The organism is Pseudomonas gingeri (genome assembly GCF_013385425.1).
GTDB lineage: Bacteria > Pseudomonadota > Gammaproteobacteria > Pseudomonadales > Pseudomonadaceae > Aquipseudomonas > Aquipseudomonas gingeri_D.
Genome location: NZ_JACAQA010000028.1, coordinates 66,579 through 80,999, shown reverse-complemented (window position 1 = coordinate 80,999; position 14,421 = coordinate 66,579). Strand labels below are relative to the sequence as shown.

Genomic DNA, 14,421 nt, shown 5'->3' with positions numbered 1-14,421 from the left:
GCCCCACGGTTTCTTACCAGATCGGGATCACATAACTCACGTAGAAGCGGTTTTCGTCCTGGATCGTCTGGCCGGTGATGTCCGGGCTGGCATGGGCGTTCTGCCAGCGCACGCCGAGGCCTTTCAGCTGGCCGGTAGGGACGTTGTAGGCCAGGGAGATATCGCGTTCCCATTCCTTGGCATTCGGATCGGCCGGTGTACGGATCTGGTCGCCATGGACGTAGGTGGTGGCGAACACCAGACCATTCACACCCAACTGGGCGAAGTCATATTTGTACTGCGCCAGCCAGCTGCGCTCACCCGCGTGCTGGAATTTGTTCAATTGCATATTGGTCAGTGCCGGGCTGTCGGCGCCCGAACCCGGGCCCTGGAGTTCGGCACCGCTGTTCAGGCCGGAGTCCAGGTACGGGAAGTCGCTGTTGCCGCTGTTCTTCTGCACGCCGAGGCCGACGGTGTGGCCGGACAGGCTGTAGCTTTCCATCAGGCTGACGGTCGACTGGTTGATCCGGCCCTTGGTCAGGCCGTTGCCGTAGTAGCCGGCGGCCGAGTACTGGCTGTCGCCATCGGCGTTGCCGCCGGTGCCCAGGCTGCGGTAGGCGCGGAAGTCGCTGTCGATGGCGCCGACGGGCAGGGCGTCATGACGCTTGGCACCGAGGAAGGCCTGTTGGTAGTAGTCCGACAGGTTCGAGTACCAGGCGCTCAGGGTGGTGCCCGGGATACCGGCGTAGTCGGCACCGCCGTAGAGGAAGCGATCGCTTTTCTTGGTGCCGCCGGCTGTGATCATGCCGGTGTCGCCGGTTTCGTTGCGGATCTTGGTCTGGGTGATATCGCCGACGGTGAAGGTGAAGTTGTCCAGGTCCTTGGACACCAGTTGCGCACCGGTGTTGGTCTGGTGGTACAGACGGCCGTCGGTGTTGGCCAGCATCGGGTTGTTCTGGTACAGGGTACCGATGCGCAATTCATCCTTGAGGAAACGTGCCTTGAACGTCGGGCTGATCACGCCGAACTGGTCGACGGACTTGCCGTTGTCCAGCGGGAACATACTGCCGGGGTAGCGGCCCTGGTGGGTCTTGTCGTCCAGGTCGCCGCCGGAGTCGAGCTTCAGGCCGTAGAACGCCTGCAGGTCCAGGCCCAGGCCGATGGTGCCGTCGGTGTAGCCGGACTTGAAGTCGAACTGGAAGCCCTGGCCCCAATCATGATAGCTCTTGGCCTTGGCCGTGCTGCCACTGACGCCTTGACCATCCTGGTTCAGGTAACGGTTAAGGAGGGTCACGTCGGCGTGACTGTCATCGATGAAATCCGCATGGGCGTAGATCGTGACACTCGCCAGGGCGGCGCCCACTAAGGGGCTCAACAGCTTGTTCATTGGGTTCGGATCCTAGTCACAGAATTGAAATAAGAGCAGCAAACTCTTGAAACAATTAAGGAGTGGCCATGTGACAGTTCTGAGTCAAACCCGGGTTTTGACGGATGAAATTAAATTCATAAAAGGCCGGTCTAGAGCCATCGCGGAGCTCTGGAACCTTGATTTCAGGCTGAAATACGGACCCTGTAGGAGCATGGCTTGCCAGCGAAAGCGTCCCTGAGATCGCCAAAAGCTTCGCTGGCAAGCCATGCTCCTACAGGTTGGTGGTGTTCATGGGATTGCATACTGACAGGCACGATGGCCAATGCACTCAGGCCCGCGGCGGCTCCGGCAGAAACCAGTTCAGCACCAGGGCACAGATGCCGCCGGTGGCCACGCCGGACTCCAGCACATTACGCAGCGCCGCCGGCATATGGGCGAGGAATTCCGGCACCTGGGATACCCCGAGGCCCAGGGCCAGGGACACGGCGATGATCAGCAGCGCGCGGCGGTCCAGGTGGATGCTGGCGAGGATATTGATGCCCGAGGCCGCCACCGCGCCGAACATCACCATCGCCGCGCCACCGAGAACCGGCTCGGGCACCGCCTGGATCGCCCCGGCCACCGAGGGGAACAGGCCGAGCAGCACCAGCATCAGGGCGATCCATTTGCCGATATGCCGGCTGGCGATGCCGGTCAGCTGAATCACCCCGTTGTTCTGGGCGAAGATCGAGCTGGGAAAGGTGTTGAACAGCCCTGCGAGCAAAGAGTTGGCGCCGTTGACCAGCACGCCGCCCTTGATCCGTTGCATCCACAGCGGGCCTTCCACCGGCTGGTGCGACACCTTGCTGGTGGCGGTGACGTCACCGATGGCTTCCAGGGACGTCACCAGGTAGATCACCAGCATCGGAATGAACAGCGACCAGGAGAAATCCAGGCCGAAATGCAGCGGCGTGGGGATCTGGAACAGCGCGGCCTCGTGCATGCCGGTGAAGTTCAGCCGACCCAGGTAGCCGGCCAGGGCATAGCCGACCGCCAGGGCGATAACGATGGCGCAGCTGCGCATCCACACCAGCGGGATACGGTTGAGGACCACGATGATCGTCAGCACCACGCCGGACAGCAGCAGGTTCTCGCCGTTGGCGAAGGTGCCGTTGGCCATGGCGCTGAAACCGCCGCCCATGCTGATCAGGCCGACCTTGATCAGGGTCAGGCCGATCATCAGCACGACGATGCCGGTCACCAGCGGGGTGATCATGCGTTTGACGAAGGGCAGGATCCGCGAGATGCCCATCTCGACAAAGGAACCGGCGATGACCACGCCGAAGATCGCCGCCATCACCGCTTCCACCGGCGTGCCTTGCTTGACCATCAGCGCGCCGCCGGCAATCAGCGGGCCGACGAAGTTGAAGCTGGTGCCCTGGACGATCAACAGCCCGGCGCCGAAGGGGCCGAAGCGGCGGCACTGGACGAAGGTGGCGATGCCGGAGATCACCAGGGACATCGAGACGATCAGGTTGGTGTCCCGCGCCGACACCCCCAGGGCCTGGCAGATCAGCAGGCCGGGGGTGACGATGGGCACGATGATCGCCAACAGATGTTGCAGCGCTGCCAGAAGGCCGATCAGCAGGCGGGGGCGGTCCTCGAGGCCGAGGATCAGTTCGCTGGCCTGGGGCTCGGCGGCGGGCGGAGTCTGGTGAGCGGTCATGGCGGGGCCCTGGAAAAAATGAGGTCGCGATTCTACTGGGCTTGGCGCGGGGCGCCCAGCTTCGGTGGGGCTTATTCGAGAATATCGAAACCACTGCTGCCCAGGCGCTCGCCATTGACCAGCAAATGCACGGCGTGATGACCGCTGTAGTGCTTGCGGGTAGTCAGTTCGCGGATGTGCTGGCGGCGGCTCAGGGTTTCACTGGCGCCGGCGGCCAGGTGCAGGGTCTTGAGCTTGAAAACCTTGCTCGAGGTGGCGCCCGAGGCCTTCACGTAGTCGATAGCGTAGTCGATCACCAGCTTCTGGCTGGCGGTGGCGCTAGAGGCCAGGGTGAAGGAGAGGGTGACGCTGTCGCCGAGGCGGATCACGGCGGGCGCGACCTTCAAGTCCAGCACCTCGACCTGGGCCTTGGCACCGGCGCCCATCAGCGTAAGGGCGCGCGGGTTGCCCTGTTTGATCAGGCTGCGCAGGGCGTGACGGGCAATCCAGGCGGTGCGCGGGTCGTCCAGCGACCAGCCTTCGATCAATTCGAGCACCCAGTCGGGATGCTCCTTGGTGATGTCGTTGAGGTGGTTGGCTACCGATTTGCGCACGTAGAGGCTGTCGTCGGCTTTGAGCGTGTCGAGTATGTCGGCGGCGAGGCTTGGGTCGGCCTGGATCCTGGCCAGTCGGAAGGACCATGGCAGGCGCGGTCGCGAGCCTTCGCTGGCAAGACGGCGAACATGTTCGTTGGGGTCCCGGGACCAGGTTTTCATCACCGCCAGGGTGCGTTCGAAATCGTTGAGCAGAAAATGCCGTATGGCGAACTCCGAGGAGCCGAAGGCGGTGAAGTACTTCAGCGCGTCCATCGACAGTTCGAAATCCTTGGCCCCGTAACTCGCCACATAGTGCGGCAGGCACATGCTGACAAAGGCGCTGTTCAGGCGCGGGGCGAGCTGGTGCAGCAGCTTGAGGGACTGCTTGTAGCTCAGGGGCAGCACCGCGTGCAGGCTTTCGCTGACCCGCGCCAGACGCTGCATGATCGACAGTTCGTCCAGGCCCTCATGAGTGCGGCTGATAAAGCCGGCGCTGTCGAAGTCGGGGTACACCGCGCGCATTTCGTGGGCGATATGCTGCAGGCGTTCGCTGTTGAAGATTTCCTTCAGCGCCGGGGCGGCTTGTTCGGTGCTCATGACGGGACCTTGTGGGGTTAGAACGTGGGCGGGGTGATGACCCAGATGACCACGGCGTCGACCTCGCCGGGGTTGCCATAGCGGTGCGGTTCCTGGCTGGAGAAGCTGAAGCTGTCACCCTCGACCAGCTGGAAATGACGCTCACCGACCCACAGCTCGAAAATCCCGGACAGCAGGTAGCCGGCTTCTTCGCCCTCGTGGCTGTAGCTTTGCTGGCTGTAGGTGCCCGGGGGGAAGCGCGAATGGAGCATTTCCAGCTGGCGGTTGGGTTGCGGGGTCAGCAGTTGGTCGACGATGCCGTCTTCGTAGTGCACGCTCAGGCGGCTGTTCTTGCGCACCACGTAGCCGTTGTCTTCGGGGGCGGTGATGGCTTCGCTGGCGAAGAACCACTGGATGGTCACGCCCAGGCTGCGGGCGATATTGAACAGGGCCGGGATCGACGGGTAGGCGAGGTTGCGCTCCAACTGGCTGATATAGCCGGCGGTGAGTTCGGCCTGGGTCGCCAGTTCGGTCAGGGTCATGCCACGCCGTTTGCGCAGGCCGCGAATGCGCGTGCCGAGAAACTGCGGGCCCGCGGCGGCGCTGTCACCGGCGGGCGTTGGGGCGTTGCTCATGGCCTGCTCCAATCCTTGAAAGGGCCGCAGTATAAGGCACGCGGTGCCATTACTGCCCAAGTCGATGGAATGCTGATTTTTTGAGGGACCCACCGATCTGTAGGAGCAGGGCTTGCCCGCGAAAGGGCCCTCAAGAGCGCCAAAAGCTTCGCGGCGGTGCGGCGATCCGACAAGCCCTGCTCCTACAGGTTTGTGGTGTTTTCAGTATTGCGCTTCGTACCTGAAATCACAGGTCCCAGGCCACTTTCAGGCCTTCATAGATCGCTTCCTCCACCGTGCGCGGCGCCAGGCAGTCGCCGATCCGGCGGAATTCCACCAGCCCCTGCAACTCGTCGCCCAAGGTATCGACCGGTTGATGCCCCTGGCACAGCACCAGGGTGTCGACCTCTTCGAACAACATCGGCTCGCCGCTGGCGGTATGTTGCAGGTATACGGTGCTGTCGTCGCAGCCGTAGAGCCGGGCATACGGCGTGATGGGAATGCCCAGGCGGTGCAGCTCGCCGGCCAGTTGATCGCGCACATACAGCGGCAGGCTCTCGCCGCAATGGGTGCCGTTGACCGCCAGTCGCACCTGATGCCCGGCCCGCACCAGACGCTCGGCGATGCCCGGCCCGATCCAGTCGCAACGCCAGTCGACCACCACCACCGAACGGCCGATCTTCACTTCGTCACGCAGCACCTGCCAGGCATCCACCACCTGCAATTCACCTCCGCGCTCAAAGGCCGGCCAGTAAGGTTCGGCACCGGTGGCGACAATCACCAGATCCGGCTGCTCGCGTTCCACCAGCGCCCGGTCGACCCGGGTATTGCGCACCACCCGCACCCCGGCCAGTTCCATTTCCCGTTGCAGGTTGGTGCTGGCGCCGCCGAACTCGCTGCGCCGTGGCAGCAATTGCGCCAGCAACACCTGGCCGCCCAGCTGCGAGCTGGCTTCGTACAGCGTCACCTCATGTCCACGCTGCGCCGCCACGGCCGCGGCTTTCATCCCGGCCGGGCCGCCACCGGCAATCATCACGCGCTTGCGCTTGGCCGTAGCAATCAACTGCCCGTACTGCAATTCGCGCCCGGTTTCCGGGTGCTGGATACAGCTGATCGGCAGGCCCTTGTGGAAATGTCCGATACAGGCCTGGTTGCAGGCAATACAGGCGCGAATATCTTCGCTATGGCCGCTATCGGTCTTGTTCGGCATCTGTGGGTCGCAGATCAGCGCCCGGGTCATGCCGCAGACATCGGCCTGGCTACGGGACAGGATCAACTCGGCTTCCTGGGGCTGGTTGATCCGCCCGGTGACGAACAGCGGAATCGACAGACTGGCCTTGAAGGTGCCGGCTTCTTTCGCCAGATAGGCGGCTTCGATGGCCATCGGCGGGACGATATGGATCGCGCCACCGAGGGACGCCGAGGTCCCGGCGACGATATGCACATAGTCCAGTTCGCCTTGCAGTTGCACCACGGCGGCCAGGGACTCGTCCTCGGTCAGGCCTTCGGCATCGCGCTCGTCGGCGGAAATCCGCAGGCCGATGATGAACTGCTCGTCAGTGGCCGCGCGCACGGCGGCGATCACTTCCCGAAGGAAACGCAGGCGCTGTTCCAGCTCACCGTTGTAGCCGTCGGTGCGTCGATTGACCCGTGGGTTGATGAACTGCGCCGGCAGGTAACCGTGGCTGGCGACCACTTCCACGCCGTCGATCCCGGCCTTGCACAAGCGCCGCGCCGCCGCCGCGTAGCCACTGACAATCTCGTCGATCATCCCCTGGTCCAGCGCCCGCGGCATGACCCGGAAGCGCTCGTTGGGCACGCAGGACGCCGAGTAGGCGACCGCCAGCAGGCCGTCGCTGGATTCCATGATTTCCCGGCCCGGATGGAAGATCTGCGACAGCACCAGGGTGCCGTGGGCATGACAGGTCTCGGCCAGCCGCCGATAGCCGTCGATGCAGGCATCGTCGGTGGCCATCAGCACATGGGAGGTATAACGCGCACTGTCGTGAACCCCCGCCACCTGCAACACGATCAGGCCGACACCGCCCTCGGCGCGGGCCCGGTGATAGGCGATCAACTGTTCGTTGACCAGGTTGTCGGTGGGCATGGAGGTGTCGTGTCCGCTGGACATGATGCGGTTCTTCAGGCGCTTGCCACGCAGCTGCAAGGGTTCGAACAAATGATGAAAGGCGTGCGGCGACGTCGACATGGCAAGGCTCCAGGCGGCCCGGGATCGAACGCGGGCGGTTGTTATTATTGTTCCATGAAAATTTACCTTCAGTAAAAAATCAACTTGTTTTTTTACTTTGCCTTGGGTTAGCTTCAAATCACGCCTGCTGACCGGGCGTACCTCATACAACAAAAAAATGGATCGCCAGGTGCTTCGGACCCGGGCGATACCGCACGAGGACTCATCGATGAAATCGAACACCCGCAAGTACGGTTTTTATCCTTTGCTCCTGACGCTGGCCATGGGCAGTGTCCAGGCCGGTCAGGACATGGTGGTGGTCGGCTATGGCGGTGCCGGGCAGAAAGCCCAGGACACGGCGTTCTTCCAGCCTTTCAGCACCAAGGACGGCAGCAAGCTGATCCAGAGCGAATACAACGGTGAAATGGCCAAGATCAAGGTCATGGTCGACACCGGCAGCGTGGACTGGGATGTGGTGCAGATCGAAGGACCGGATTTGATGCGCGGGTGTGACGAGGGCATGTATGAACGCCTCGATTGGAAGCAGATCGGCCATGCCGACCAACTGATCCCCGACGCCGCCCAGGAGTGCGGCTCGGCGGCGTTGGTGTGGAGCGTCGCCATCGCCTACGACACCGACAAGGTGGCGCGGCCGCCGACTTCCTGGGCCGACTTCTGGGATGTGAAGACCTTTCCCGGCAAGCGCGGCCTGCGCAAGCGTGCGGTGTACAACCTGGAATTCGCGCTGATGGCGGATGGGGTGAAGGCCGAGGATGTGTATACGGTGTTGAGCACGCCGAAAGGGGTCGACCGGGCCTTTGCCAAGCTCGATCAGCTCAAGCCTTATATCCAGTGGTGGGAGGCGGGCGCCCAGCCGGCGCAGTGGCTGATGGCCGGCGATGTGGTCATGACTTCGACCTACAGCGGTCGCGTGGCCGCCGCCGCGCAGCAGGGCAGCCATCTGGCGCTGGTCTGGCCGCAGAGCCTGTATGGCATGGATTACTGGGCGATCATCAAGGGCTCGAAACACGTCGACCAGGCCAAGCGTTTTATTGCTTTTGCCAACCAAGCCGATGCCCAGGTCAACTATGTGCGGCAGATTCCCTATGGCCCGACCAATACCGAGGCGGCCGCGCGGCTGGATCCGAGCCTGGCGAAGTGGGTGCCGACGGCACCGCAGAACCTCAAGGGCGCGTTGTCGATGAACGTGGCATTCTGGAACGATCACGGCGAGGAGCTCGAAGAACGTTTCAATGCCTGGGCAAGCAAGTAAAGTAGCGGCAGCCGGGCGCCTTTGAGCGTGCCGGCTGCCTGATTCGATCCATTCTGCCTGAGGGAGTGATCCGCTTGAACGACCTTCTGCACACCGCCGCCGCGCCGGCGGCCATCGAGCGTCAATTGCGCGAGCAATTGGCGGCCTGTTACCGGTTGATCGCGCACTTTCGCATGACCGACCTGATCTTCACCCATATCTCCCTGCGTTTGCCGGGGCCTGACCATCATTTCCTGATCAACCCCTATGGGCTGATGTTCGAGGAAATCACTGCGTCGAGCCTGGTGAAGATTGGTCTGGATGGGCGGGCGGTGGAGGACTCGCCGTATCCGGTGAACCCGGCCGGGTTTGTGATTCACAGTGCGATTCATGGTGCGCGCGAGGATGCACAGTGTGTGTTGCACACTCATACCCGCGCGGGTTGCGCGGTGGCGGCGCTCAAGTGCGGGTTATTGCCGGTGAACCAGATTTCCATGGAGTTCTTCGGGCGCACGGCTTACCACGACTATGAAGGCGTGGCGCTGGATCTGGATGAGCAGGCGCGGTTGGTGCAGGACCTGGGGGACAAGTCGGTGATGCTGTTGCGCAACCATGGTTTGCTGACGGTGGGCGAGAGCGTGGCCCAGGCGTTTTTCCGCATGTATTACCTGGAGAAGGCCTGCGAGATCCAGATTGCGGCCCAGGCGTGTGGGGAGTTGGTGTTGCCGTCGGACGCGGTGTGCGCCCATACCGAGCGACAGTTCAATGACCCGGGCCGGCCGCTGGAGGAGGGGCAGTTGAGCGACCCGGATGCCATGGGGTTGGCGTGGGCGGCGATGTTGCGGTTGCTGGATCGGGTAGCGCCGGGGTATCGGGATTAACACTTAGGGAATGTTGGACTCGTTTTTGTGGGAGCGGAGCTTGCCCGCGAAGAACGATAACGCGGTGTATCTGATACTCCGCGTGTTCTCGAGATTCGCGGGCAAGCTCCGCTCCCACAGTGTCCGTGTTCAGCCCATGGATCAGCGTTGTTTAGAGGTGCAACGCATGCCCCAACGCCCGCAGCGCTGCTTCCTGCACCGCTTCACCCAAGGTCGGATGGGCATGGATGGTCCCGGCGATATCTTCCAGGCAAGCGCCCATTTCCAGGGATTGCCCGAACGCCGCCGCCAGTTCCGAAACCCCGGCACCCACCGCCTGCCAGCCGACAATCAGATGATTGTCACGCCGCGCCACCACCCGTACGAAACCGCTTTTCGATTCCAGGGTCATGGCCCGACCATTGGCCGCAAACGGGAAGCTCGACACCAGGCAATCCAGCCCGGCGGCCTTGGCTTCATCCGGCGTCTTACCGACCACCACCAACTCCGGATCGGTAAAGCACACCGCCGCAATCGCCGTCGGATTGAACTCGCGATGCTGGCCGGCAATCACCTCGGCGACCATCTCGCCCTGGGCCATGGCCCGGTGTGCGAGCATCGGTTCGCCGGTCAGGTCGCCGATGGCCCAGACATTGCGCATGCTGGTCTGGCAACGGTTGTCGATCTTGATCGCCGCACCGTTCATCTCCAGTGCCAGGGCTTCAAGATTCCAGCCCTGGGTACGCGGCTTGCGTCCCACGGCTACCAGCACCTGGTCGGTCACCAGTTGCAGGGTTTCCCCTTGGGGATCGCGCACCGACAGGGTGTTTGACGTCGCATCGAAACCTTCGACGCTATGCCCCAGATGCACGGTAATACCCAGGGCCTTGATCGACTCGGCCACCGGCTGGGTCAGTTCACGGTCATAGGTCGGCAGGATGCGGTCGCGAGCTTCCACGACCGTCACCTCGGCCCCCAGCTTGCGGTAGGCAATCCCCAGCTCCAGGCCGATATAGCCGGCGCCGACCACGGTCAGGCGCTTGGGAATCGAAGTCGGAGCCAGCGCTTCGGTAGACGAAATAATCGCCCCGCCAATCGGCAGCATTGGCAGGTTCACCGTCTGCGAACCGCTGGCCAGCAGCAGGTGTTCACACTGGATACGCAAGCCATCGACCTCGACATGCTTGCCGTCGATCACCTTGGCCCAACCATGGATCACCTTGACGCCATTCTTCTTCAGCAATGCCGCGACGCCGCTGGTCAGGCGGTCGACAATCCCGTCCTTCCATTCGACGCTCTTGCCGATATCCAGGGTCGGTGCCGACACCTTGATCCCCAGCGGCGAAGTGTCGCCACTGTAGCGCTGGGTGGTATGGAACTGCTCGGCGACATGGATCAGCGCCTTGGACGGAATGCAGCCGACGTTCAGGCAGGTGCCGCCCAGCGCCTGGCCTTCCACCAGCACGGTGGGAATGCCCAGCTGGCCGGCACGAATCGCCGCGACATAACCGCCGGGGCCGCCGCCGATGATCAACAGGGTGGTGTTTTGGGTCTGTTGCATGATCACTCCACAAACAGGCTGGCGGGTTGTTCGAGCAAGCCGCGAATGGCCTGGATGAATTGGGCCGCGTCCATGCCGTCGACCACCCGGTGATCGAAGGAACTGGACAGGTTCATCATCTTGCGGATGACGATCTGGCCCTTGATGACCACGGGCCGCTCGACAATGCGGTTGACCCCGACAATGGCCACTTCCGGCAGGTTCAGCACCGGTGTGCTGACAATCCCGCCCAACGCCCCGAGGCTGGTCAGGGTGATGGTCGAACCGGACATTTCATCGCGACTGGCCTTGCCGCTCCGGGCCGCCTGGGCCAGGCGGTTGATCTCGTCCGAGGTGCCCCACAGGTTGAGGCTCTCGGCGTGGCGCACCACCGGCACCATCAGGCCGCCGTCGGTCTGCGCGGCGACCCCGACATGCACCGCGCCATGGCGGGTGATGACCTGGGCTTCGTCGTCATAACGCACGTTGATCTGCGGGAAGTCCCGCAGGGCCACGACCATCGCCCGCACCAGGAAGGGCAGCAGGGTCAGCTTGCCGCGGCTGTCGCCGTACTTGTGATTCAGGTGCACCCGCAGCTCTTCGAGGGCGGTGACATCCACTTCCTCGACATAGCTGAAGTGGGCGGCGCGGCGCTTGGCATCCTGCATGCGCTGGGCGATTTTGCGGCGCAGGCCGATCACCGGGATCTGCTGTTCGTCGGTGCGCCTGGCATAGCTGGCAACGGCCGGGGCCGGTTGCTCGCTCTGGGCCAGGTAAGCGTCGAGGTCGTCGTGCAGGATGCGCCCGGCCGGGCCGCTGCCGTGGACAAAACGCAATTCGATCCCGGCATCCCAGGCGCGTTTGCGCACGGCGGGAGAAGCCAGCGGACGCTCGTCGGCGGCGCGGGCCACGACAGGGGCAGGGCGGGCCGCTACGGAGCTGGTCGACGCCGGTTTGGCGACGGGCTTGCTCGCGGCTTCAGGCTCGGCCACCGGCTTTTCCACGACGGGCACCGGCGCTGCTTTCGGCGCAGACGCTTCAGTGCCTTCGCGCAGATTGCCGGCGCCTTCCACTTCAATGCTGATCAGCACGCTGCCGACCGCCATGACTTCACCGGGCACACCGCCCAGGGCAATGACCTTGCCGTGGACCGGCGAGGGAATATCGACCATGGCCTTGTCGGTCATGACATCCGCCAGCACTTGGTCTTCGACCACCAGGTCACCGACCTGCACGTGCCACTGGGACAGTTCGACTTCTGCGATGCCTTCGCCAATGTCCGGCATCTTGATGATATGAGTACCCATTCAGACCTCCATGACCCGTTTCAAGGCCGCACCGACCCGTACCGGACCTGGGAAATAAGCCCATTCCTGTGCGTGGGGGTAAGGCGTGTCCCAGCCGGTGACGCGCTCGATCGGCGCTTCCAGGTAATGGAAGCAATGCTCCTGGACCAGGGCGATCAGCTCGGCACCGAAGCCGCAGGTGCGGGTGGCTTCGTGGACGACGACACAACGACGGGTTTTCTTCACGGAATTGACGATGGTTTCCAGGTCCAGCGGCCAGAGGCTGCGCAGGTCGATGACTTCGGCGTCGACCCCGGTTTCCTCGGCGGCGGCCTGGGCCACATAGACGGTGGTGCCGTAGGTGAGAATGGTCACTTCGCTGCCGGGGCGGACAATCGCCGCGCAGTCCAGCGGCACGGTGTAGTAGCCCTCGGGCACGGCACTGGCCGGGTGCTTGGACCACGGCGTTACCGGACGCTCGTGGTGGCCGTCGAACGGGCCGTTGTACAGGCGCTTGGGCTCGAGAAAGATCACCGGGTCATCGTTCTCGATAGCGGCGATCAGCAGGCCCTTGGCGTCATAGGGGTTGGACGGCATCACCGTGCGCAGGCCGCAGACCTGGGTGAACATCGCCTCCGGGCTCTGGCTGTGGGTCTGGCCGCCATAGATGCCGCCGCCGCAGGGCATGCGCAAGGTCATCGGCACGGTGAACTCGCCGGCGGAGCGGTAGCGTATCCGCGCCGCTTCCGAGACGATCTGGTCGGAGGCCGGGTAGAAGTAGTCGGCGAACTGGATTTCCGCCACCGGGCGCAGGCCATAGGCGCCCATGCCGACGGCGACGCCGACAATGCCGCTTTCCGAGATCGGCGCGTCAAACACCCGCGAGGTGCCGTACTTGCCCTGCAGGCCTTCGGTGCAGCGGAACACACCGCCGAAGTAGCCCACGTCCTGGCCGAACACCACCACGTTGTCGTCGCGCTCGAGCATCACATCCATGGCCGAGCGCAGGGCCTGGATCATGGTCATGGTGCTGGTGGCCACGGCGTTCTCCGTTTGCAGTTTGCTGTGATCGTTCATGGCTTATAACCCCAATTCCTGACGCTGCCGGCGCAAGTGCTCGGGCATGTCCTTGTAGACGTCCTCGAAGATGGTCGCGGCGCTGGGCATCTGCCCGCCGGCCAGGGTGCCGAAGCGTTCGGCTTCCTTCTGCGCGGCAATGATCTCGGCTTCCAGTTCGGCGCTGACGGCGGCGTGCTCTTCCTCGGACCATTGGCCGATGGCGATCAGATGCTGCTTGAGGCGCAGGATCGGGTCGCCCAGGGGGAAGTGGCTCCAGTCGTCGGCGGGACGGTACTTGGACGGATCGTCGGAGGTGGAGTGCGGGCCGGCGCGGTAGGTGACCCACTCGATCAGGGTCGGCCCGAGGTTGCGCCGGGCCCGTTCGGCGGCCCAGACGGAGGCCGCGTAGACGGCGATGAAGTCGTTGCCGTCGACCCGCAGCGAAGCGATGCCGCAGCCCACGCCACGCCCGGCGAAGGTGGTGGCCTCGCCGCCGGCGATGGCCTGGAAGGTGGAGATCGCCCACTGGTTGTTGACCACGTTGAGGATCACCGGGGCGCGGTAGACGTGGGCGAAGGTCAGGGCGGTGTGGAAGTCCGACTCGGCGGTGGCGCCGTCGCCGATCCAGGCGGAAGCAATCTTGGTATCGCCCTTGATCGCCGACGCCATGCCCCAGCCGACGGCCTGGACGAACTGGGTGGCCAGGTTGCCGGAAATGGTGAAGAAACCATGGTCACGCACCGAGTACATGATCGGCAGTTGCCGGCCCTTGAGCGGATCGCGCTCGTTGGACAGCAGCTGGCAGATCATGTCCACCAGCGGTACGTCCCGGGCCATCAGGATGCTCTGCTGGCGGTAGGTGGGGAAGCACATGTCGTCGAGGTTCAAAGCCAGGGCCTGGGCGCTGCCGATGGCTTCCTCGCCGAGGCTCTGCATGTAGAACGACATTTTTTTCTGGCGCTGGGCAACCACCATGCGCGTGTCGAAGATCCGGGTCTTGAGCATGGCGCGCATGCCCTGGCGCAGGATCGCCACCGGCACGCCTTCGGCCCAGGGACCGAGGGCCTGGCCCTGGTCGTCGAGCACGCGGATCAGGCCTTTGGCCAAATCGGCGGTGTCGGCGGGTTCAACGTCGATAGGGGGTTTGCGGACCTGGCCGGCATCGGTCAGGCGCAGGTAACTGAAGTCGGTCTTGCAACCCGGACGGCCTGAGGGTTCAGGAACGTGCAGGCGCAGCGGTGCGTACGCTGGGTTCATGGCTTTCTACGCTCTATCTTGTGAATTTCTTGTAGTGGGCGCGCGAGCTGGCAGTCATCCCCTGGGTAAGGGAAATCTTGTCCTACAACAATCATAGGCCGGTCGTGGGAGAATATTTCTCTCTGTTTCGTTGCGCTCAAGACGATTTGCAGATAAAAAAT

The 14,421-nt window shown here is 63.5% G+C and carries 11 protein-coding genes; 2 read left to right on the top strand and 9 right to left on the bottom strand.

Annotated features, from left to right (window positions below; all coding sequences use genetic code 11):
- Positions 1-13 precede the first annotated feature (13 nt).
- From HX830_RS26625 to HX830_RS26605, 5 genes are all read right to left on the bottom strand, one after another.
- Entirely contained in the window at positions 14-1,366 is a 1,353-nt protein-coding gene (locus HX830_RS26625; RefSeq protein ID WP_103495569.1) for an OprD family outer membrane porin, read from the bottom strand.
- Between the two features lie 310 nt (positions 1,367-1,676).
- Positions 1,677-3,053 (bottom strand): nucleobase:cation symporter-2 family protein, encoded by a 1,377-nt coding sequence (locus tag HX830_RS26620; protein ID WP_177103651.1) that lies wholly within the window; start codon positions 3,051-3,053, stop codon positions 1,677-1,679.
- A gap of 71 nt (positions 3,054-3,124) precedes the next feature.
- On the bottom strand, positions 3,125-4,225 hold the full coding sequence (locus HX830_RS26615; RefSeq protein ID WP_177103649.1) for a DNA alkylation repair protein: 1,101 nt from the start codon (positions 4,223-4,225) through the stop codon (positions 3,125-3,127).
- 17 nt (positions 4,226-4,242) lie between these two features.
- Positions 4,243-4,839 carry a cupin domain-containing protein gene (locus HX830_RS26610; protein ID WP_177103647.1) on the bottom strand — a complete coding sequence of 199 codons (597 nt, stop codon included), beginning with the start codon at positions 4,837-4,839 and terminating at the stop codon, positions 4,243-4,245.
- Positions 4,840-5,065: 226 nt separating this feature from the next.
- Positions 5,066-7,027 carry an oxidoreductase gene (locus tag HX830_RS26605; protein WP_177103645.1) on the bottom strand — a complete coding sequence of 654 codons (1,962 nt, stop codon included), beginning with the start codon at positions 7,025-7,027 and terminating at the stop codon, positions 5,066-5,068.
- 208 nt (positions 7,028-7,235) lie between these two features.
- On the opposite strand from HX830_RS26605, the gene HX830_RS26600 reads away from it, so the two are divergent.
- Together HX830_RS26600 and HX830_RS26595 are read left to right on the top strand one after the other, a co-directional pair.
- Complete coding sequence (locus tag HX830_RS26600; RefSeq protein WP_103495564.1) at positions 7,236-8,279, top strand: ABC transporter substrate-binding protein; 1,044 nt, start codon at positions 7,236-7,238, stop codon at positions 8,277-8,279.
- A gap of 74 nt (positions 8,280-8,353) precedes the next feature.
- Positions 8,354-9,139 carry a class II aldolase/adducin family protein gene (locus tag HX830_RS26595; RefSeq protein WP_103495563.1) on the top strand — a complete coding sequence of 262 codons (786 nt, stop codon included), beginning with the start codon at positions 8,354-8,356 and terminating at the stop codon, positions 9,137-9,139.
- A gap of 151 nt (positions 9,140-9,290) precedes the next feature.
- On the opposite strand, the gene lpdA is transcribed toward HX830_RS26595, so the two are convergent.
- Genes lpdA through HX830_RS26575 form a run of 4 tightly spaced genes read right to left on the bottom strand, consistent with a single transcriptional unit; the run spans position 9,291 to position 14,260 of the window.
- The gene (gene lpdA / locus HX830_RS26590; RefSeq protein ID WP_177103643.1) at positions 9,291-10,679 is read right to left on the bottom strand and encodes a dihydrolipoyl dehydrogenase; all 1,389 of its coding nucleotides are present in this window, start codon (positions 10,677-10,679) and stop codon (positions 9,291-9,293) included.
- Positions 10,680-10,681: 2 nt separating this feature from the next.
- A complete protein-coding gene (locus tag HX830_RS26585) occupies positions 10,682-11,965 on the bottom strand; it encodes a dihydrolipoamide acetyltransferase family protein (protein ID WP_177103641.1) in 1,284 nt (427 codons plus the stop codon).
- Positions 11,966-13,021: an alpha-ketoacid dehydrogenase subunit beta gene (locus HX830_RS26580; RefSeq protein WP_100940157.1), complete on the bottom strand. Its 1,056-nt coding sequence runs from the start codon at positions 13,019-13,021 to the stop codon at positions 11,966-11,968. It lies immediately after the preceding gene.
- Between the two features lie 3 nt (positions 13,022-13,024).
- A complete protein-coding gene (locus tag HX830_RS26575; protein WP_103496451.1) occupies positions 13,025-14,260 on the bottom strand; it encodes a 3-methyl-2-oxobutanoate dehydrogenase (2-methylpropanoyl-transferring) subunit alpha in 1,236 nt (411 codons plus the stop codon).
- Positions 14,261-14,421 lie beyond the last annotated feature (161 nt).